Below are 23,474 nucleotides of genomic sequence, written 5' to 3' on the forward strand. Positions count from 1 at the left end.
CCTGATCCACAAAGAGTTCGGCAAGTCCGGATGAGGCCCGTGGCTGGGAGTCGCTGACCAATGGCTGATGAGAAGAAGCTGCTCGAGAACCTGAAGTTCGTCACCGGCGAACTGCGGGCGGCCCACCGGCAGCTGCGCGAGGTCAAGGAGCGGGCCACCGAGCCGGTGGCGATCGTGGCGATGAGCTGCCGCTTCCCCGGCGGGGTCGAGTCGCCCGACGACCTGTGGCGCCTGGTCGCCGAGGGGCGGGACGCGATCGGGCCGTTCCCCACCGACCGCGGCTGGGACCTCGATGCCCTGGCCGACCCGGACTCCGCGGATGCCAGCTACGGCCACACCGGCGGTTTCCTCGACAGCGCGGCGGAGTTCGACGCCGGGTTGTTCGGGGTTTCCCCGCGTGAGGCGACCGCGATGGACCCGCAACAGCGGCTGCTGTTGCAGGCGTGTTGGGAGGCGTTGGAACGGGCCGGGATCGACCCCACTTCGCTGCGGGGCGACTCGGTCGGTGTCTTCGCCGGGACAAATGGACAGGACTACGCGAGCGTCATCGCAGCCGACCCCGAGGCCGCCGAGGGCTATCTGGCGACGGGAAGCGCTGCGAGTGTCCTTTCCGGACGTATTGCTTACACGCTAGGACTTGAGGGCCCTGCGGTCACTGTGGACACCGCGTGCTCGTCATCGCTGGTCGCGCTGCACCTCGCCATCCAAGCGCTGCGGGCGGACGAGTGCCGCATGGCGCTGGTCGGCGGCGTCACCGTGATGGCCACGCCAGCGGCGTTCGTGGAGTTCAGCCGCCAGAAGGCACTGGCGCCCGACGGTCGGTGCAAGGCGTTCGGCGCGGACGCCGACGGCACCGGGTGGGGTGAGGGTGTCGGCGTCCTGGTGGTCATGCGGCTCTCCGACGCACTCGCGGCGGCGCATCGGGTACTGGCCGTCGTGCGGGGTAGCGCGGTCAACCAGGACGGTGCGTCGAACGGCTTGACGGCGCCGAACGGCCCGGCGCAGCAGCGGGTCATCCGCGCCGCCCTGGAGTCGGCGGAACTCGCCCCGTCCGATGTGGACATGGTGGAAGCGCACGGAACCGGAACCCGCCTCGGTGACCCCATTGAGGCCGAGGCGTTGCTGGCGACCTACGGTCGTGATCGCGCGCGGCCGCTGTGGCTGGGATCGGTCAAGTCGAACATCGGGCACACCCAAGCCGCCGCCGGGGTCGCCGGGATCATCAAGGCCGTCATGGCCCTGCGCCACGGCATCCTGCCCGCGACCCTGCACGCCGACACGCCGTCCCCGCACGTCAACTGGGCGGCGGGCGCGGTGTCGCTGCTCACCGGGAACCGGCCGTGGCCTGCCGTGGACCGCCCGCGCCGGGCCGCGGTGTCCTCGTTCGGCGTCAGCGGGACCAACGCGCACACCATCCTGGAGCAGGCACCGGAGGCCGACGAGCCGGTCAGTGCTGCCGACCCGGCCGTAGTGCCGTTGCTGTTGTCTGGGCGGACCGAAGAAGCTCTGCGCGCGCAGGCCGCGGCGCTGCGGATCGGCGACGCGAGCCTGCTGGACACGGCGTTCTCGCTCGCCACCACCCGCGCCGCACTCCCGCACCGGGCCGTCGTGACCGTCCGCGACGCCTCGGCTGCAGACGCCGCACTCGCCGAGATCGCGGACGGCGGCAATCCCGCTGAAGCGGAGTTCGGTGTCGAGATCGCGGGCAAGCTTGCCTTCCTGTTCACCGGCCAGGGCTCTCAACGGGCGGGTATGGGTGAGGGCCTGCGCTCGTTCCCCGTGTTCGCCTCGACACACGACGAGGTCACCGCCCGCCTGCCGTTCGACCCCGCCGACCTCGACCAGACCGGAAACGCCCAACCGGCCCTCTTCGCGCTCCAGGTATCCCTCCTGCGCCTCCTGGAGTCCCTCGACATCCACCCGGACCTGCTCGTCGGCCACTCCATCGGTGAACTCGCCGCTGCCCACGCCGCAGGCATCCTCTCCCTCGACGACGCCTGCACCCTGGTCTCTGCCCGTGCCCGTCTCATGCAGGCCCTGCCCAGTGGCGGCGCGATGCTCGCGATTGAGGCCGCCGAGCACGAGCTCGACCTTCCCGACGGTGTGGACCTGGCCGCGGTGAATGGCGATCGTTCGATTGTCGTTTCGGGGGATCGCGGGATTGTTGAACTGTTTGAACGTAGGGTTGTTGAACAAGACCGCCGGGTGAAGCGGCTGGCTGTCTCGCACGCGTTCCACAGCCGGCTCATGGACCCGATGCTCGATGAGTTCGCGGCGGTGGCGCGGTCGGTCCGGTACGAGCGTCCCCGGGTGCCGCTCCTGCCCACCTCGTCCGGCGACCCGACCACCCCCGAGTACTGGGTCCGACAGGTCCGGGACACGGTCCGCTTCGCCGCGGCCGCCGCCGAGGTCCGCGCCCGGGGCGCCAACCGGTTCCTGGAACTGGGCCCCGACGGTGTCCTCAGCGCCCTGGTCGGCGCCGGTGCCGCACCCGTCCTGCGGTCCGCCCGCGAGGACCACGAGTCCCTGCTCCGCGCGCTCGGCCGCGTCCACACCCTCGGCTCCCGGGTCGACTGGACCGCGCTCCTGCCCGGCGGCAACCGGACCGACCTGCCCACCTACCCGTTCGAGCGCCGCCGCTACTGGCCCCGCGCGTCCGCCCGCACCGACGTCACCGCGGCGGGCTTGGGCGCGGCCGACCACCCGATGCTCGCCGCCGCCGCTCCCCAGCCCGACGGCAGCTACCTCTTCACCGGACGGCTCTCCCCGAGCACCCATGCCTGGCTCACCGAGCACCAGATCGGCGGCCAGGCGCTGGTCCCCGGCACGGCGTTCGTCGAGCTGGCGCTGCACGCGGGTGAGCAGGTCGGCCTCCCCGTCCTCGACGACCTGACCATCGCCGCCCCGCTGCCGCTGACCGGTGCCACCCGCGTCCAGGTCAGCCTCGCCCCGGCCGCCGAAGACGGAACCAGGTCCATCGAGATCCATTCCAGTGTGGACGGAATGGACTGGACGCGGCACGCCCAAGGCAGGCTCGGTCAGGCCGCCACCACCTCCCGGCTGCCCTGGCCGCCCAACGCCGACCCCGTCGACCTCGACACCTTCTACGCCGCTGCCGCCGACAACGGATTCGCCTACGGTCCGCTCTTCCAAGGTCTGCGCGCGGCATGGCGCACCGATGACACGCTCTACGGCGAAGTCCAGCTCCCCGAGTCCGCCCACCGCGACGCCACCCGTTTCGGTCTACACCCGGCGCTCCTCGACGCCGCCCTGCACCCGACCGGCATCGACCCCGCCCGCGCGGGGCTGCCCTTCGCCTGGTCCGGCGTCACCCGGCACGCTACCGGCGCGACCGGTCTCCGCGTCGCCATCACGACCACCGGCGCCAACACGTACTCGCTCACCGCCACCGACCTCGCGGGCCTCCCCGTCATCACGGTCAACACCCTCACCCTGCGCGCCCCCGCTCGCCGCGATGACGACCTGTTCGCCCTCGACTGGGCCAGGATCGCACTGCCGGACGCCACGAAATCCGTGCTGCGCGGTGAGCCCGCGCAATGGGCACCCGCGGACGCGGTGCTGTGGCGAGTCCCCTCAGGCGACATCGAGTCCACTGTGGTCACCGTCCTGGCCGCCCTGCGGTCCTGGTTGACCGACGACCGGTTCGCCGACTCGACCTTGGTCCTGTTCACCCGGGGCGCGGTAGCCGCCCTTCCGGGAGACGAGATAGTGGATGTCGCGGGCGCGGCCGCGGGCGGACTGGTGCGTTCGGCGCAAGCCGAGCACCCAGGCCGGTTCATCCTGCTGGACAGCGATTGCGAACCCGAAGACGCCCTCGTCGCCTCCCTGCTCGAACTCGACGAGCCCCACCTCGCCCTTCGCGGCGGCGAGGTGTTCGCCCCCCGGCTGGCCCGTGCGAGCGGCACCCTGCCGCTACCCGATTCGCCGACCTGGCGCCTCGAACCCGGTGGTGACGCACTGGACGCGCTGGCCCTGGTTCCGGTCACTGTGGACGCGCCAGGCCCTGGCGAGGTCCGCGTCGCGGTCCGGGCGACCGGTGTCAACTTCCGCGACGTCCTCATCGCGCTGGGCCAGTACCCGGAGCTGGCGCTGCTGGGCTCCGAGGGCGCGGGCGTGGTCACCGAGGTGGGACCGGACGTCGACCTGCGACCAGGTGACCGTGTATTCGGTCTGCTCGCGGGCGGGTTCGGCCCCTCTGTCGTCGTCGACCACCGGATGCTCGCCCCGCTGCCCGACGACTGGTCGTTCGCCGAGGCGGCGACCGTGCCGATGGCGTTCCTCACCGCCTACTTCGGACTCGTCGACCTGGCGGGCCTTCGCGCGGGGGAGCGGGTGCTCGTGCACGCCGCCGCCGGTGGGGTTGGCATGGCGGCGGTGCAGGTCGCCCGGCACCTCGGCGCCGAGGTCTACGGCACCGCGAGCCCGGCCAAGTGGCCTGCCACCGGGCTGGACGAGGCGCATCTCGCGTCGTCGCGCGATCTCGGGTTCGCGGGCAAGTTCCCAGCCGTGGACGTTGTGCTCAACGCTCTGGCGGGTGAGTTCATTGACGCCTCCGCCGCGCTGCTGGCTCCCGGTGGTCGGTTCATCGAGATGGGGAAGGCCGATCTGCGCACCGGAATCCCCGGTTACCGCGCGTTCGACTTGAGCGAGGCGGGGCCGGATCGGCTGCGCGAAATGCTGCTCGAAGTGCTCGACCTGTTCGCCCGCGGCGTGTTCACCCTGTCGCCGTGGCGGGCCTGGGACGTTCGGGAAGCCCAGTCGGCGTTCCGGTTCGTGGGCCAGGGCAAGCACATCGGCAAGAACGTGCTCACCATCCCGCAGCCGGTCGATCCGCAAGGGACGGTCCTGATCACCGGTGGCACCGGTGTCCTCGGACGGATCATCGCGCGCCACTTGGCCGATGAGTACGGCGTGCGCAAGTTCGTGTTCGCCAACCGCAGCGGCGCGGGCGCGACGGACTTCCCAGGCGCTCGGGTCGTGGCTTGCGACATGGCCGATCTCGATGCCGTCGCCGCGCTGCTCGCTGACATCCCCGATCTGACCGGTGTCATCCACGCTGCCGGTGTCGCCGATGACGGCGTCCTTGAAGCCCTCACCCCCGAACGCATCGCCACAGTTCTCGCGCCGAAAGCCACCGGTGCTGTGCTGTTGGACGACCTGGTCGGCGACATCCCCCTGTTCGCATTGTATTCGTCAGCTTCGTCGGTCTTTGGTTCGCCCGGTCAGGCCAACTACGCCGCCGCCAACGCCGTGCTCGACGCGATCGCCGTCCGCCGCCAGTCCCGCGGGCTCGTCGCGACCTCGCTGTCATGGGGATTGTGGGCGACGACCAGCGCGATCAGCGGTTCCCTCGACACCGTGGACCTCGCCCGCGCGACCCGTGTCGGGCCCGCGTTGACCGAGGCCGCAGGCCTCGCCCTGTTCGACGCCGCCCACCGCGACGGCCGCGCACACCTGGTCACCATCGCCTACGACTCGGCGACGGCCCGCACACTCACCCCGGTTCCCGCGTTGCTGCGCGGACTCGTGCGCACCCCCCGCCGCGCTGCCCGCACAGGCTCACTCGATCACCTGCGCACACTGGGGTCCGCTGAGATCGGACGTGCGTTGTTGGCCTCGGTTCGGGCCGAGATCGCCGCTGTGCTCGGCCACACCTCAGCTGAGGCGGGCCGTCCGTTCAAGGAGATGGGATTCGACTCCCTCACCGCTGTCGAGTTCCGCAACCGGCTCAACACGGCGACCGGACTCCGCCTCCCGGCGACCGCGATCTTCGACTACCCGACGCCCTCGGCCCTGGTTGACCACCTGGCCACGCTGCTGTCAGCCCAACAAGTCACCCGAAAGACGGTCGTTGTCGATCCGCAGGCGACAGACGAGCCGATCGCGATCGTTGGAATGGCATGCCGGTTCCCCGGCGGCGTGGCGTCTCCCGACGACCTGTGGGAGCTCGTGTTCGAGGGTCGTGAAGCAATAGGGCCGTTCCCGACCGATCGTGGATGGGACTTGGGTGCGCTCTACAACCCGGACCCGGACGTGGTCGGTACGACTTACACCCGTGCTGGCGGTTTCCTCGACGACGTCGCCGGGTTCGACGCGCGTCTGTTCGGCGTGTCTCCGCGGGAAGCCACCGCGATGGACCCCCAGCAGCGCTTGCTGTTGGAGGCGACCTGGGAGGCATTCGAGGACGCCGGGATCGACCCGGCCGCGGCGCGCGGCACCAAGACTGGCGTGTTCGTGGGTGTTGCCCACTCCGGTTATGGCGTGGGCGTCCCACTGCCCGAGGGCGTCGAAGGACACTTCCTGACCGGCAGCGCGACCAGCGTCGCCTCGGGTCGCTTGGCCTACTTCTACGGGCTTGAAGGTCCAGCGGTCACTGTGGACACAGCGTGCTCGTCGTCGCTGGTGGCTCTACACCTGGCCACGCGCGCGTTGCGGTCCGGCGAGTGCTCGATGGCCGTCGCCGGTGGTGTCACGGTCATGGTGGGGCCGGGGATTTTCACCGAGTTCTCCCGGCAGCGCGGGTTGTCCGTTGACGGCCGCTGCAAGTCGTTCTCCGCTGACGCCGACGGGACCGGGTGGTCCGAGGGCGTTGGTGTGCTGCTGGTCGAGCGCCTGTCCGACGCGCTTGCTCGGGGGCACCGGGTGCTCGCGGTAGTGCGCGGGTCGGCGGTCAACTCCGACGGGGCTTCGAACGGTCTGACGGCGCCGAACGGCCCGTCGCAGCAGCGGGTGATCCAGTCCGCTCTGGCCGACGCCGGTCTGTCTCCGTCTGATGTGGACGCGGTCGAAGCGCACGGAACGGGCACGGTTCTGGGCGACCCGATCGAGGCGCAGGCGTTGTTGGCGACCTACGGCCAAGATCGCGGCGAGCCGCTGTGGTTGGGGTCGCTGAAGTCGAACCTCGGCCACGCGCAAGCCGCGGCAGGCGTCGCTGGGATCATCAAGGTCGTCCAGGCGCTGCGGCATGAGGTGCTGCCGCGCACTCTGCACGCGGACAACGCTTCTGGTCACATCGACTGGGCTTCGGGCGCGGTGGAGTTGCTGACCGAGCCCCGGCCGTGGGCTCGCGGTGACCGGCCCCGCCGTGCGGGGATCTCGTCGTTCGGGGTGAGCGGCACCAACGTGCACACGATCATCGAGGAGGCGCCCGCGGTCGCCGAGCTGGTGAGCGTCGACCCCGCGCACCCGGTGCCGGTCGTCGTGAGCGCCCACTCACCGCAAGCGCTTGCCGCTCGGGTCGGCCAACTCCGGCAGCGCGTCGGCGACCTGCGCCCCGTCGAGTTGGCCCGCGAGCTCGCCTCCCGCGCCCGGCACGCCCACCGCATCGCCTTCTCCGCTGCCACCCCTGCCGACGTGCTCGACGGGCTCACCAGGGCTGAACCGCAGGTCGCCGCCGGTGACGTGGCGTTCCTGTTCACCGGCCAAGGCGCTCAGCGCGCGGGGATGGGGCGCGAGCTGCACGCGGCTTTCCCTGTATTCGCGTCGACCTTCGACGAGATCCGCGCCCAGCTCCCCTTCGACGACGACGCGATCGACGAGACGGGCAACGCCCAACCGGCCCTGTTCGCCCTCGAGGTGGCCCTCTTCCGCCTGCTCGGGTCTTGGGGTGTCCACCCCGACGTCGTGGTCGGTCACTCCATCGGCGAGGTCGCGGCCGCTCATGTCGCCGGGATCTTGTCCCTGGGTGACGCCTGCACCCTGGTCTCCGCGCGGTCCCGTCTCATGCAGGCCCTGCCCGCCGGTGGCGCGATGCTGGCCATCGAGGCCGCCGAGTCCGAGGTTGATCTCCCCGACGGCGTCGACCTCGCCGCGGTCAATGGCGATCGCTCGATTGTAGTATCCGGGGATCGTAGGATTGTTGAACAGTTCAACCGCGAGATTGGTGAACCGGGCCGCAGGGTCAAAGAGCTGACCGTCTCGCACGCCTTCCACAGCCGCCTGATGGACCCGATGCTCGACGAGTTCGAGCGCGTCGTGAGCGGGCTCGACTTCCAGCAGCCCGCCGTGCGGATGGTGCCGACGGCTGAGGGTGACCTGACCACGGCGCAGTACTGGGTCCGCCAGGTCCGCGACACGGTGCGGTTCGCGGCGGCCGTCCGGTCCGCGGCGGCGCGAACCCACCTGGAGCTCGGCCCGGACGGCATCCTGTCGGCGCTCGTCGACCACGGCATCCCCACCTTGCGCCCCGGCCGCGACGAGGTCAGTTCGGTGATCGCCGCCGTCACCGCCGCCCACGCCCGTGGCGCCACCCTCGACCCCGCCGCCCTCACGCCAAGCGCGCGACGGGTCCCGCTGCCCGCGTACCCGTTCCAGCGCGAGCGGTTCTGGCTCGACCACACCCCACTCACGCCCACCCTCGACTCCTACCGCGTCACCTGGGCCCCCGTCGACCCGCGGCCGACCGGCGGCACCTGGCTCGTCCCGGACCACCTCCGCGCGCCCCTCGAAGAGGCCGGTCTGGCCACCACCGATGACCCCAGCGCCGCGACCGGCGTGCTCATCGAGCCGACCGACCCCCTCGACCTCGTCCACGACACCGCCGTCCCGCGCTGGGTGATCACCAGAGGTACGACGCGTGCGGCCGCGCAGATCTGGGGACTCGGACGAGTCGCCGCACTCGAACAGCCGCGGACGTGGGGCGGGCTCATCGAGCTGCCCGACGCCCCGGACAACCAGGCGCTCCGGCGACTCGCGGCAGTCCTCGGCGGCACCGAAGACCAGGTCTCTATCCGCCCCGACGGCGTCTTCGCCAGGCGGCTCGCCAAGACCGAACCCACACCCCCGGTCCCGTGGCGTCCAGAAGGGACAATCCTGGTCACCGGCGGCACCGGCGCGCTCGGTGCCCACGTCGTCCGCCATCTCGCCGCTCGAGGCGGCCGCGTGCTCGTGCTCAGCCGCCAGGGGCCGGACGCGCCCGGCGCCGCTGACTTGCCCGCCGAGGTCGTGGCCTGCGACGCGGCCGATCGCGACGCACTCGCGGCACTGCTCGCCCAGCACCCCGTGACGGCGGTCGTCCACGCGGCGGGCATCGGCGAGGACGCCCCCTTCGCTGAACTGACCGCAAGCCGGCTCGCAGATGTCCTGCGCCCCAAGGCTGATGCCGCTTGGCTGCTGCACGAGTTGGCACCTTCCGCGCACCTCGTCCTGTTCTCCTCAATCGCAGGCGTCTGGGGGAGTGGCGGTCAAGCCGCCTATGCCGCCGCGAACGCCGAACTCGATGCCCTCGCCGAGCACCGGACCACGCTCGGACTCCCCACCACCTCCATCGCCTGGGGGCCATGGGCAGACGCGGGAATGGCCGCTGGCACAGCCACCGACTACCTCCGTAGCCGCGGCCTGCGACCCCTTCAGCCCGCTCAGGCGCTAGCCGCCCTGGACGCGGCCATTGCCAGCGGACGTCCCACTCACACGGTCGCGGACGTTGACTGGTCCCGGTTCCTGGCGACCTTCACCGCCGCCCGCCCTAGCCCACTCCTCGGCGACTTCGCCTCTGGGTCGGAGGTGGCTGACGAGAGCGGGCTCGCCGCACAGCTGCTCTCGATGTCCACCATGGAGCGCCAGCGAACCGTCCTCGACTTGGTCACGAGCTCCGTCGGCGCAGTTCTCGGCTACCGCGAAGCGGTCGACCCGTTGATGACCTTCGCCGAACTGGGCTTCGACTCGCTCACAGCAGTAGACCTGCGAAACCGCCTGTCGACCGCGGCCGGGCTGGCCCTGCCATCCACCCTGATCTACGACCACCCCACGGCCACCGATCTCGCGGAGCAACTGCTCTCCCGCCTCCTCCCTCGCGCTGGCGAAGTGTCCGTAGTGGACCGCAGGGCCGTCGAAGACGATCCGGTCGTGATCGTGGGCATGGCGTGCAGGCTCCCCGGCGGGGTTGCTTCGCCGGACGAGCTGTGGGACATGGTGGTCGAGGGCCGCGACGGCATCGGCGGCTTCCCGGTCGACCGCGGGTGGGACCTCAGTGGTGCCGACTACCCGCTCGTCGGCGGCTTCGTCCACGACGCCACCGGGTTCGACGCCGAACTGTTCGGGATCTCGCCGCGTGAGGCCGTCGCCATGGACCCGCAGCAGCGGGTGCTGCTGGAGGCGAGTTGGGAAGCGGTTGAACGGGCGGGGATCGACGCGGGAACTTTGCGGGGCAGCCGAGGTGGGGTGTTCGTCGGGGCGTCCGGCTCCGGATACGGGTTCGGGCAGGATTCGGCGGAGGGTGCGGGGCACCTGATCACCGGAACAGCGACCAGCGTGATCTCGGGCCGGGTCGCATACCTGCTCGGTCTGCAAGGGCCCGCGCTCACAGTGGACACTGCCTGCTCCAGCGGCCTGGTCGCGCTGCACCTGGCTGCTCGGGCGTTGCGGCACGGGGAGTGCGAGTTCGCGATCGTCGGCGGCGTGACGGTCATGCCCAGCCCGGCCGGATTCGTCGAGTTTGCGAAGCAGGGCGGACTCGCCGCCGACGGGCGGTGCAAGGCTTTCGCCGACGCCGCCGACGGAACCGGGTGGTCGGAGGGCGTCGCGGTTGTCGTTGTCGAGCGGCTGTCTGACGCGATCGCCGCCGGGCACAACGTCCTGGCGGTGGTCAGCGGTAGCGCTGTGAACTCCGACGGCGCGTCAAATGGCCTGACCGCACCCAATGGCCCCGCGCAGCAGCGCGTCATTCGGGACGCTCTGGCCGATGCCCGACTCACCACGTCCGATGTGGACATGGTTGAGGGACACGGCACCGGCACCCGTCTCGGCGACCCGATCGAGGCTCAGGCGCTGCTGGCCACCTATGGCCAGGGGCGTGTTGAGCCGCTCTGGCTGGGATCCCTGAAGTCCAACATCGGCCACACTCAGGCGGCGTCCGGGCTCGCTGGACTGATCAAGGCGGTCCAAGCGCTGCGGCACGGGGTGCTTCCCCAGACCCTGCACGTCGACACGCCATCGTCGCATGTGGACTGGAACGCGGGCGATGTGCGGCTGCTTGATGAGACCCGCCCGTGGCCTGCTCTTGATCGTCCGCGCCGCGCGGCTGTGTCGTCGTTCGGGATCAGCGGCACCAACGCCCACACAGTCCTAGAGCAGGCACCCGCGCACGTCAACGCCACCAAGCCCCGCAGCGAGGCGCCCGTGGTGCCGCTCCTGATCTCGGCGCGCGGGCAGACGGCGCTGCGGTCTCGGGCCGCTGACCTGCTGCGGGTCGATGCCGAGCCGGTGGACCTGGCGTATTCGCTGGCCACGACCCGAGCGACCCTCGACCACCGTGCCGTCGCCCTCGATCGCGCCGCGCTGGAGGCGTTGAGTTCGGGGCTGACCGCTCCGGGCCTGGTCACCGGGATTGCCGTGCCCGGCCGTGTGGCGTTCCTGTTCACCGGCCAGGGCTCGCAGCGCGCGGGCATGGGGTGTGACCTGCGGGTATTCCCGGCCTTCGCTGAAGCGTTCGACGACATCCGCGCCCGTCTCCCGTTCGACGACGACGCCATCGACCAGACCGGCAACGCCCAGCTCGCCCTGTTCGCCCTCGAAGTGGCCCTCTTCCGCCTCGTCGAGTCCTGGGGCATCCGCCCGGACGTGCTGATTGGCCACTCCATCGGCGAGGTCGCGGCCGCCCACGTCGCCGGGATCCTCTCCCTCGACGACGCCTGCACTCTGGTCTCCGCCCGCGCTCGCCTCATGCAGGCCCTCCCTACCGGTGGCGCGATGCTGGCCATCGAGGCCGCCGAGTCCGAGATCGATCTCCCTGACGGTGTCGACCTGGCTGCGGTCAACTCCGATCGTTCGATTGTCGTGTCGGGGGATCGTGGGATTGTTGAACAGTTCAAGCGTGAGATTGGTGAACAGGGTCGCCGGGTCAAGGGCCTGGTCGTCTCGCACGCGTTCCACTCGTGGCTGATGGACCCGATGCTGGACGAGTTCCGGCAGGTAGTGGCCGGACTATCGTTCAACGATCCGGCGATCCCCCTGGTGAACACGTCAACGGGTGACCCGGCCACGGCTGAGTACTGGGTGCGGCAGGTCCGCGAGACGGTCAGGTTCGCCGATGCGGTCGGGGGTGCTCGGGAGCGGGGGGCGACGAAGTTCCTGGAGTTGGGGCCAGAGGGAGTCCTGACCGCCCTTGTCCGGGAGACCGGGGACGGGGTGTTCGCGGCCGCGCTGCGGTCAGGACAGCCCGGGCCGGACACCCTGGTCCGCGCGGTGGCGACCCTGTACGCGCACGGCACCCCCGTCGACTGGCCCGCGATGATCGAGCCATGGGGCGGAGCGCGGATCGACCTCCCCGTGTACCCGTTCCAGCGCAAGCGGTTCTGGCTCGGCTCCGAACGCCACCCCGCCGTCGAGAGCTGGCGCTACGCAGCCGAGTGGATCAAGCTCCCCGCGAGGACGACCAGCAGGGCCGCCACCTGGTACGTCTTGACCGACGGCCCCGTTCCGGCCGACATCGCCGCGGCTGTCCCCACCACGGACGACATCGCCTCGGCGACGGGAATCCTCAACCTCGCCGAGACCGCGGCCGACGTGCTGTCCACTGTGGAGCATTCCCTCCCCGTCTGGACGATCACCAGGGACGCCCTCGCCACCGTCGACGGCGCCGCGACCTGGGGTCTGGGCCGAGTCGCCGCGCTGGAGTTGGCGCACTGGCGGGGGCTCATCGACCTGCCCGCGGTTCTCGACGACACCACCGCGGCCCTGTTCCGCGCGGCCCTGGCTGGCGACGAGGACCAGGTCGCGATCCGACCCGACGGCGCTTTCGCCCGCAGGCTCCGCCCGGCCCCGCTCGGTGGCGCTCAGCCGTGGCGGCCCGAGTCCGTGCTGGTCACCGGCGGTACCGGCGCGCTCGGCGGGCACGTCACCCGCTGGCTCGCCGAGCGCGGCGTCGCGAAGATCGTCCTCGCCAGCCGCCGCGGCCCCGACGCGCCCGGCGCCGACCAGCTCCCGGCCGAGGTCGTCGCCTGCGATGTCACCGACCGCGCCGCCCTGGCCGCGCTGCTCGCCGAGCACCCGGTCGACGCGATCATCCACACCGCGGGTGTGGTCGACGCCGCGCCGCTGGTCGACACCACGGCGCACCAGCTCGCCGAACTCGCCCACGCCAAGGTCACCGGCGCGGTCAACCTGCACGAACTCGCTCCGGACGCGCACCTCGTGCTGTTCTCGTCGATCGCCGGGACCTGGGGCGCGGGCGGTCAAGCGGGCTACTCCGCCGCGAACGCCGCCCTCGACGGCCTGGCCGAACACCGCCGCGCACGAGGACTGCCCGTCACCGCCATCGCCTGGGGTCCGTGGGCGGGCGAAGGCATGCTCAGCGACGGGGGCGCCGAGGACTACCTCCGTCGGCGCGGCCTGCGCCCGATGCGACCCGACCACGCCCTGGCCGCGCTCGCCCAGGCGCTCGACCACCCCGTCACCGCCGTCACCATCGCCGACGTTGACTGGCCGCGCTTCACCGCGACCTTCACCGCTGGTCGCCCCAGCCCACTGCTGACCGAACTCACTCCGGTCGTAGACGTTCCCACTCGCCCGGTCGGCCCCCGCGGGGACCTGGTCCTGCTGGTCCGGACCGAGGCCGCCGCGGTGCTCGGCCACGAGTCGCCCGACGCCATCCCGGCTGATCGCGCCTTCGCCGACCTCGGCTTCGACTCGCTGACCTCGGTCGAACTGCGCGACCGCCTCGCCGAAGCGATCGGCACCGCCCTGCCCGCGGGCCTCATCTTCGACTACCCGACCCCCGCCGCCCTCGCCAAGCGCCTCGCTGGTGACTCCACAGTGGCGGACGTGGTCGCCGCCGCGCCGGTTGACGACCCGATCGCCATCGTCGCCATGGCCTGCCGGTTCCCCGGGGGCATTGATACGCCCGACGACCTGTGGGACGTGCTGATCAACGAGCGGGAGGTCAGCGGCCCGTTCCCCGCCGACCGCGGCTGGGACCTCGCCAACCTGGTGAACGCCGATCCGGATCACCCCGGAACGTCCTATGTCGACCGAGGTGCCTTCTTGGTCGACCCGGCCCGGTTCGACGCCGACCTCTTCGGGATATCGCCCCGCGAAGCGATCGCCATGGACCCCCAACAGCGGCTCCTGCTGGAGACCACCTGGGAGGTGTTCGAACGCGCCGGAATCGACCCGAAGTCGTTGCGTGGCAGTCGAACCGGTGTGTTCGCAGGCACCAACGGACAGGACTACACCCGGCTCACGCTGGCTGTCGACGTTCCCGAGGGGCATGTGGCCACCGGCGGTGCGGCCAGTGTGATGTCCGGCCGGGTCGCGTACGCGTTCGGGCTGGAAGGCCCCGCGCTCACCGTGGACACGGCGTGTTCGTCCGCGCTGGTCGCCCTGCACTTGGCCGCCCAGGCGCTGCGGCAGGGTGAGTGCGGTCTGGCGGTCGCCGCCGGTGTGACGGTCATGGCGACCCCGGGCGCGTTCGTCGAGTTCAGCAGGCAGCGCGGGTTGGCCGCCGACGGTCGGTGCAAACCGTTCTCCGACAACGCGGACGGCACCGCGTGGGGCGAGGGGATCGGTGTGCTCCTGGTCGAACGCCTCTCCGACGCCCAGCGCAACGGCCACCCGGTCCTCGCCGTGATCGAAGGCTCCGCGGTGAACTCCGACGGCGCGTCGAACGGCCTGACCGCGCCGAACGGCCCTTCCCAGCAACGCGTCATCCGGGCGGCCTTGGCTTCAGCGGGTCTGACTCCGTCTGATGTGGACGCTGTGGAGGCGCACGGCACCGGCACCACGCTCGGCGACCCCATTGAGGCCGAAGCGCTGCTGGCGACCTACGGCAGGGATCGGTCGGAGCCGCTGTGGCTGGGGTCTGTGAAGTCGAACATCGGCCACACCCAAGCTGCGGCGGGTGTGGCGGGCGTTATCAAGGCGGTACTGGCACTTCGCCACGAGACCCTCCCCGCCTCGCTGCACGCGGCCACCCCGACCACCCATGTCGACTGGTCGACAGGTGCGGTTGAGTTGCTGGCAACGGCTCGCCCTTGGCCCGCCAACGGCCGCCCGCGCCGCGCCGGTGTGTCCGCGTTCGGAATCAGCGGCACCAACGCCCATCTGATCCTCGGTGACACCCCGGTGAGTGCCGCGCCCGCTGCACGCCCAACCGGGACTTTGCCGAACCCGCCGTGGCCGGTGTCCGCGCACAGTCCTCGCGCCTTGGCGATCCAGCTGGACCGCCTTCAGCGGGTTGACGCCGATCCCGCGGACGTCGCGCACACCCTTGCCGCCCGCGCGGCCCTACCGCACCGCGCTGTGGTCCTGGATGGGCGAACTCTCACCACCCCGGACCCACGCCCGGCCCGCCTGGGATTCCTGTTCACCGGTCAAGGCGCACAGCGCGCCGCCATGGGTGCGGGCCTGCGTGCCTTCCCGGTGTTCGCCCAGGTCTTCGATGACATCCGGGCTCGCGTCCCCTTCGACGACACGGCGATCGACGAGACCGGGAACGCCCAACCTGCGCTGTTCGCCCTGCAGGTGGCCCTGTTCCGCCTCTTGGAGTCCTGGGACATCCACCCCGACGTGCTCATCGGTCACTCCATCGGCGAGGTGGCCGCCGCCCACGTCGCCGGGATCCTGTCCCTGGACGACGCCTGCACCCTGGTCTCCGCCCGCGCTCGGCTGATGCAGGCTCTCCCCGCTGGCGGCGCGATGCTGGCCATCGAGGCCGCCGAGTCCGAGATCGATCTCCCCGACGGTGTGGACCTGGCTGCGGTGAATGGTGATCGTTCGATTGTCGTATCGGGTGATGGTGGGATTGTTGACCTGTTCGAACGTAGGATTCTTGAACAAAACCGCAGGGTGAAGCGGTTGACCGTCTCGCACGCGTTCCACTCGCGGCTGATGGACCCGATGCTCGCTGAGCTCGCGCGCGTAGCCGAGGGCCTGTCGTTCAACAATCCGACAATCCCACTGGTGAGCACGTCAACGGGTGACCCGGCGACGGCCGAGTACTGGGTGCGGCAGGTCCGCGAGCCGGTCCGATTCGCCCCGGCGGTGGCGTCGCTGGCGGGAGCCGCGTTCCTGGAGTTGGGACCGGATGGGGTCCTGTCGGCGCTGGTGGACGCGGGTGTGCCGTTGCTGCGGCGGGACCGCGATGACGTCGAGACCACGATGGCGGCCGTGGCGCACGCGTTCACCAGCGGCGCCAACCCGACCTGGTCCGCCGTACTCGCCCCGTGGCGCGGCAGGCTCACTGAACTACCCACCTACCCCTTCCAGGGCGATCGCTACTGGCAGCAGGTCACCGCTGCCAAGCCCGCGGGCCTGCGCCCCACTGGACACCCGCTTCTCGCTGCCACCGTCACCTCCGCCACCGGCACGCACACCCTCCTGTCCGGCGTCATCTCCCCGGCCACCCACCCGTGGCTCACCGACCACAAGGTGCACGGCAAGGTCATCGTTCCCGGTACGGCCATCCTCGACTTGGTCCTGCACGCCGCCACCCACGCTCCCACCCAGGCGATCGACGAGCTGACCCTGCACGCCCCGGTTGCCCTCGACGCCCCCACCGAGCTCCAACTCGCCCTCGACGGCACTACCATCACCGTCCACTCGCGACCCGAAGACGGCCAGTGGACCCACCACGCCACCGCCACCCTCATAGCCACGACCACTGCGACGGCCCCCATCGCCCCGGTCGATGCTGACGAGCTCGACCTCACCGACCACTACCCGTCACTCGCCGAAGCCGGACTCGACTACGGCCCCACCTTCCAGGCCCTCACCGCGGTCCGCGTCACCGAGCACCCAGCACCGCCAACCTGGTTCCTGCGCAACGAGATCCACGCCGAGGTCGAGATCTCCGACCCGGCCACCTTCGGTCTGCACCCGGCGCTCCTCGACGCGGGCATCCAGGCGATCGCGGCGGCGGAACCCGGCGGCGCGGCCCGAGTCCCGTTCGTCTTCAGCGGCGTCACCCTGCACGCCACCAAGGCATCGCGCCTCGCCGTCCGCATCACCCCCACCGGCCCCGACACCGTCCAACTCCACGCCGAGACCCCTGACGGCACACCGGTCATCACCATCACCTCCCTGACCCTCCGCCCGGTCACCGCCGCGCGCGCGGGCGCCTTGTTCGAGATCGACTGGACCCCGACCGACCGCCCCACCACGCGCGCGGACACCGTCTCCCGGCCCACCACCGCGGCGGAGGCTCTCACCGCGATCCAGAGCTGGCTCACCAGCAGGGGCAACGGAATCCTCACGGTCGTCACAGAAGGCGCCGTCACCGCCGCGCTCGGTGACCGGATCGCCGACCCCGGCCAAGCCGCCATCTGGGGCCTGGTCCGCACCGCGCAATCCGAGCATCCGGACCGGTTCGTGCTCGTCGACACCGACGGCACCCCGGCGATCATCGCGGGCGAACCCCAGCTCGCCCTCCGCGCTGGGCAGGCTTACCTGCCACGACTTGCCCGCAGCCGCAACGCGATCACAACACCCAGCACCCCCTGGCGACTCGTCCCCGGCGGTACGACCCTCTCCGACCTGCGCGCTGTTGAGGTCCCGCGCGCAGACCTGGCGCCCGGCGAGGTCCGCGTCGACATCCGCGCCGCAGGCGTGAACTTCCGCGACGTCCTGATCACCCTCGGCACCTACCCGGACGCCGCCGACCTCGGGTCCGAAGGCGCGGGCGTGATCACCGAGATCGGCGCTGACGTCACCGGTCTGCGGGTCGGCGACCGGGTGTTCGGCCTGCTGGGCGCCGGGTTCGGGTCCAGCGCCGTGGTCGACCGCCGCCTGCTCGCACCGGTCCCGGCTGGTTGGTCGTTCGCCGAGGCCGCCGCTGTCCCGATGGCTTACCTGACCGCCTACTACGCCTTGGTCGACCTCGCCGGACTGACGACCGGTGAGCGCGTGTTGATCCACGCCGCCGCCGGCGGCGTCGGTGGCGCGGCCGTGCAGATCGCGCGGTACCTGGGCGCCGAGGTGTTCGGTACGGCCAGCCCGACCAAGTGGCAGGCCACCGGGCTCGACGACGATCACCTCGCCTCGTCGCGCGATCTCGGGTTCGCCGACAAGTTCCCCACGGTCGACGTCGTGCTGAACGCGTTGGCGGGCAGGTTCATCGACGCCTCCGCCGGGCTGCTCGGCGAGGGCGGCCGATTCATCGAGATGGGCAAGGCCGACCTGCGCGCTGGAATCCCCGGCTACCAGGCATTCGACCTGTGGGAAGCAGGCCCGGACCGGCTCGGCGAGATGCTGGCCGAGGTTGTGGCACTGTTCAGTGCAGGCACTCTCACCCTTCCGCCGATCCGCGCGTGGGATCTGCGCGACGCCAGCTCCGCGTTCCGATTCGTCGCTCAAGGTGGGCACATCGGCAAGAACGTGCTCACCGCGCCCCCGGCACTCGATCCACAAGGGACGATTCTCATCACCGGTGGCTCCGGTGCGCTCGGCACGCTGCTCGCCCACCACCTGATCGACGAGCACGGTGCCGAGCGTTTGGTGCTGGCCAGTAGGCGTGGAACCGGTCCGGACCTCGGTGACCGAGTTCGGCACGTCGCCTGCGACGTGTCCGACCGGGCCGCACTCGCCAGCTTGGTCGCGAGCGTTCCCGACCTCACCGCGGTCATCCACGCGGCGGGTACCACCGACGACGGCCTCGTCGAGTCGCTTGACGACGACCGGCTCCGCTCAGTGGCAGCCAAAGCCGATGCCGCACTACACCTCGCCGAGCTGCCGGGTGACTGGCTGCTCGTGCTGTATTCCTCAGTCGCCGCGACCCTCGGCACACCAGGTCAAGGGAACTACGCCGCCGCGAACGCGGTCCTCGACGCTGTGGCGCACCACCGAGCCGCTCGCGGGCTTCCGACGATTGCCATCGCGTGGGGGCTATGGGAGCGGGCGGGAGACTTGAGCGCGCACCTGGGAGAGGTTGCCCTCGCCCGCGCTTCCAGGCTAGGCGCGCCATTGTCTGATGTGGATGGCTTAGCGCTGTTCGACGCGGCGATCCGTGCAGGCAGGCCACACCTGGTCGCCGCAGCCCTCGAGGCTGGTCGGGTTGGTGCCGACGCGCCAGCGCTGCTCCGCAGCCTAGCTCCCGTTGCACCCAAGAAGGCCGTGGCAGCCCGATCGCAGACGTCACTGGAGCTGGTCCGAGCTGAAGTGGCCGCCGTACTCGGGCACGCCACAGTGGACACCGTGGACCCGGCCAAGTCGTTCGCCGAGCTGGGCTTCGACTCGCTCACTGCGGTGGAACTGCGCAATCGGATCACGACCGCGACCGGACAGCGCCTACCCGCCACGCTCATTTTCGACCACCCGACCCCGGCTGCGCTCGCCGCACACGTCGACTCAGCCACGGTCGTCACGCAGGCCGAGGTGCGGGCGCCGGTTGACGAGCCGATCGCGATCGTCGCCATGAGTTGCCGCTTCCCCGGCGGCATCGAGTCCCCGGAAGATCTGTGGCACTTGGTTTCCGAAGGCGGGGACGCGATCGGGCCATTCCCGGCCGACCGGGGCTGGGACCTCGACGAACTGCTGCACCCGGTGACCGGCACTAGCGACACCAACAGGGGTGGGTTCGTCACCGGCGCGGGACGGTTCGACGCCACGCTGTTCGGTATCTCACCACGCGAGGCGCTGGCGATGGACCCCCAGCAGCGGTTGTTGCTGGAAGCGTCCTGGGAGACATTCGAACGCGCGGGCATCGACCCGATGTCGTTGCGCGGCACGGACGCGGGTGTGTTCGTGGGCGCGGCAGCCTCCTTGTACGGGGCCTCGGTGCGCGCGAGCGAGGTCGAAGGACACCAGATGACCGGGGTCGCGACCAGCGTCGCGTCCGGCAGGCTGGCCTACTTCTTCGGCCTTGAGGGTCCCGCGATCACAGTGGACACCGCGTGCTCGTCTTCGCTGGTGGCATTGCATTGGGCGGCCAAGGCGTTGCGGTCTGGTGAGTGCTCGATGGCCCTCGTTGGGGGTGTCGCGGTGATGGCGACGCCGGGGATGTTCACCGAGTTCTCCCGGCAGGGTGGGCTTGCCGCTGATGGCCGGTGCAAGTCGTTCTCCGCAGACGCCGATGGGACTGGTTGGTCTGAGGGCGTTGGTGTGCTGCTGGTCGAACGGCTCTCGGACGCACTTGCTCGCGGCCACGAGGTCTTGGCCGTGGTGCGCGGTTCCGCGGTGAACTCAGACGGTGCCTCCAACGGCCTGACGGCGCCGAACGGACCGTCGCAGCAGCGGGTCATCAGATCCGCTCTGGCGGCGGCCGGTCTGAAACCATCTGATGTGGACGCTGTAGAGGCGCACGGGACGGGCACGGTTCTAGGTGACCCGATTGAAGCGCAGGCTCTGTTGGCGACCTACGGGCAGGAGCGGGACCGGCCGTTGTGGTTGGGGTCGCTGAAGTCCAACATCGGGCACACCCAGGCCGCGGCGGGCGTCGCGGGGATCATCAAGCTGGTCCAGGCGTTGCGGCACGAGACGTTGCCGCAGACGCTGCACGCCGAGAACGCCTCCGACCACATCGACTGGGCCTCGGGCGCGGTGGAGTTGCTGACCGAGCCACGACAGTGGGCCCGCGGCGACCGACCGCGTCGGGCAGGCATTTCGTCGTTCGGTGTGAGCGGGACGAACGTGCACACGATCATCGAGGAAGCACCCGCCCAGGCCGTACCGCCGCGGCCGGTTGATCCCACCCCGCCGGTCACGCCACTGGTTGTGTCAGCGGGTAGCCCAGCGGCGCTGGAAGCCCAAGTGGCGGCGATCCGCTCGGTCGACGCACCCCAGGTCGACGTGGCGCGAGCTCTGGTCGCCACCCGCGCGGACCTTCCGCACCGCGCCGTCCTCCTGGACCCGCGGTCGGCTCCGGTGGCCACTGGAGCCGCCGGCCCCGGGCGGCTGGTCTACCTGTTCACCGGCCAAGGCTCGCAACGTCCCGGCATGGGCCAAGCCCTCCGCGTCTACCCGGCCTTCGCCGAGACCTACGACGCGATCCGCGCCCGTCTCCCCTTCGACGACGCCGCGATCGACGAGACCGGCAATGCTCAGCCCGCCCTGTTCACGCTCCAGGTCGCCCTGTTCCGCCTCTTGGAGTCTTGGGGCGTCCGACCCGACGTCTTGATTGGCCACTCCATCGGCGAGCTGGCCGCCGCCCACGTTGCCGGGATCCTCTCCCTCGACGACGCCTGCACCCTGGTGTCCGCCCGTGCCCGTCTCATGCAGGCCCTGCCCACCGGTGGCGCGATGCTGGCCATCGAGGCCGCCGAGCACGAGATCGATCTCCCCGACGGCGTGGACCTGGCTGCGGTGAACTCCGATCGTTCGATTGTCGTATCGGGGGAACGTGGGATTGTTGAACAGTTCGAACGTAGGATTGTTGAACAAAACCGCAGGGTGAAGCGGCTGACCGTCTCGCACGCGTTCCACAGCCACCTGGTGGACCCCATGCTGGACGAGTTCGGCCGCGTGGTCGCAGGCCTGTCGTTCAGCGATCCGACGATTCACCTGGTGACCACGTCAACGGGTGACCCGGCGACGGCCGAGTACTGGGTGCGCCAGGTCCGCGAGCCGGTCCGGTTCGCCGATGCCGTCCAGGGGCTGGCCGACGCGACATTCCTGGAGCTGGGGCCGGACGGGGTGCTGTCGGCGATGGTGGGCGCGGGCACCCCCGTGCTGAGGTCGGGCCACGACGAGCCCACCACGGCGATCACGGCCCTCGCCGCCGCCCACGTGCGCGGTGTCGCGGTCGATTGGACCGCTGTCCTGGGCGACGGGCCCCGGGCGGCGCTGCCCACCTACCCGTTCGACCGCACCCACTTCTGGCTCACCGGCGAACCCACCACAGTGGACAGCTGGCGGTACCGGGTCGACTGGACCGAGGTCACCCCCGAACCCGCCACCGGCCACTGGCTGGTGGTCGGCACCGGAGAACCCGGCATCGTGGAAGCCCTCCGCAAGACCGCTGAGGTCACCGAGATCAGCGACGACGACCTCCCCACCACCCCGGCCGACGGCATCCTCGTCCTCCCCGACACCGCCGAAACCGTCCTACGTGTCCTCAAGTCCAACCCCGCCGCCCCTGTCTGGGCCGTCACCCGAGGCGCGCACACCGATCCCGACCAAGCCCGTGTCTGGGGCCTGGGCCGAGTCGCCGCGCTTGAGCGGCGCTGGGGCGGACTGGTCGACATCGACGGCGACCCCACCACACTTCCTCTGTCCGGGAGCGAGGACCAGCTCACGGTCCGTGACGGACGAGTCCTCGCTCGCAGGCTGGTCCGCGCACCGGAAGCCACCAGCGGCCGTTGGACCCCGGACGGCCCGGTCCTCATCACCGGCGGCACCGGCGCACTCGGCGGCCACGTCGCCCGCTGGCTGGTCCGCCGCGGCGCCACGCACCTGATCCTGACCAGTCGCCGCGGCCCCGATGCCCCCGGCGTCGCGGCGCTGGTCGCCGAACTCGGCGCGCGGGTGGACGTCGTGGCCTGCGACGCCGCGGACCGCGACGCGCTCGCCGCCATCGTCACCGAGCACCGCCCGACCGTCGTCGTGCACGCCGCGGGGGTCGCGGGCACCACCCCGATCGCCGATCTCGACGAGCTCGCCGCCACCCAACGCGCCAAGGTCGACGGTGCCCACCACCTCGACGAACTCCTCCCCGATGCGCACCTCATCCTGTTCTCCTCCATCGCGGGCGTGTGGGGCAGCGGAGGCCAAGCCGCGTACGCCGCCGCGAACTCGGCCCTCGACGCCCTCGCCGCGCGTCGCCGCGCCCGGGGCCAGAAGGCCACCGCGGTGTCCTGGGGACCGTGGGCCGACGGCGGCCTCGCCGCCGGGGACGCCGAGTCGTACCTGCGCGAACGCGGCCTGAACCCGATGTCACCCGCCCGAGCCGTCGCCGCGCTTGGAGCCGCCCTCGCCGCCGACGAGACCCACGTCGTGGTCGCCGATGTCGACTGGGACCGGTTCCTGCCCACGTTCACCGCCGCCCGCCCCAGCCCCCTGCTGGCGGCCTTCCGCCCCGTCGCGACCGAGGCCGGGCTCACCGACTTCGCCACGCGCCTGGCCACCGCCGCCCCCGCCGAACGCGAACGCGCCCTGCTCGACCTGGTGCGCCGCACCGCCGCCGAAGTCCTCGGGCACAACGGAACCGCCGCTGTCCCGGCTCGCGCCGCGTTCGCCGACTTGGGCTTCGACTCGCTCAATGCGGTCCGTGTGCGGGCTCGTCTCGCCGAAGCCACTGGCCTCGACTTGCCGACCGCCCTGGTCTTCGACTACCCGACCCCGATCGCGCTCGCCGCGCACTTGGCCGAGGAACTGGCTGTCGACCCCGATGAGGCCGAGATCCGCCGTGCACTCGCTGAACTGCCAATCGAACGCCTCCGTGCCGCGGGTGTACTCGATCTGCTGCGCGCCACCCCCGTGTCCGCGGTGGACGCCACCCCCACGGCGGACGAGTCCCCGGACATCGACCTGATGGACGTCGACGCACTCATCCAGTCCGCATTAGACAACCCCGGCACGTGACCCGTGGA

Annotated in this window: 1 protein-coding gene; it reads left to right on the plus strand. The window is 71.0% G+C overall.

Annotated features, from left to right (window positions below; all coding sequences use genetic code 11):
• Positions 1 to 60 precede the first annotated feature (60 nt).
• On the plus strand, positions 61 to 23,466 hold the full coding sequence (locus tag LV75_RS06110) for a type I polyketide synthase (protein WP_253885664.1): 23,406 nt from the start codon (positions 61 to 63) through the stop codon (positions 23,464 to 23,466).
• Positions 23,467 to 23,474: the final 8 nt, after the last annotated feature.

The sequence above is a fragment of the Actinokineospora diospyrosa genome (assembly GCF_024171925.1).
Lineage (GTDB): Bacteria > Actinomycetota > Actinomycetes > Mycobacteriales > Pseudonocardiaceae > Actinokineospora > Actinokineospora diospyrosa.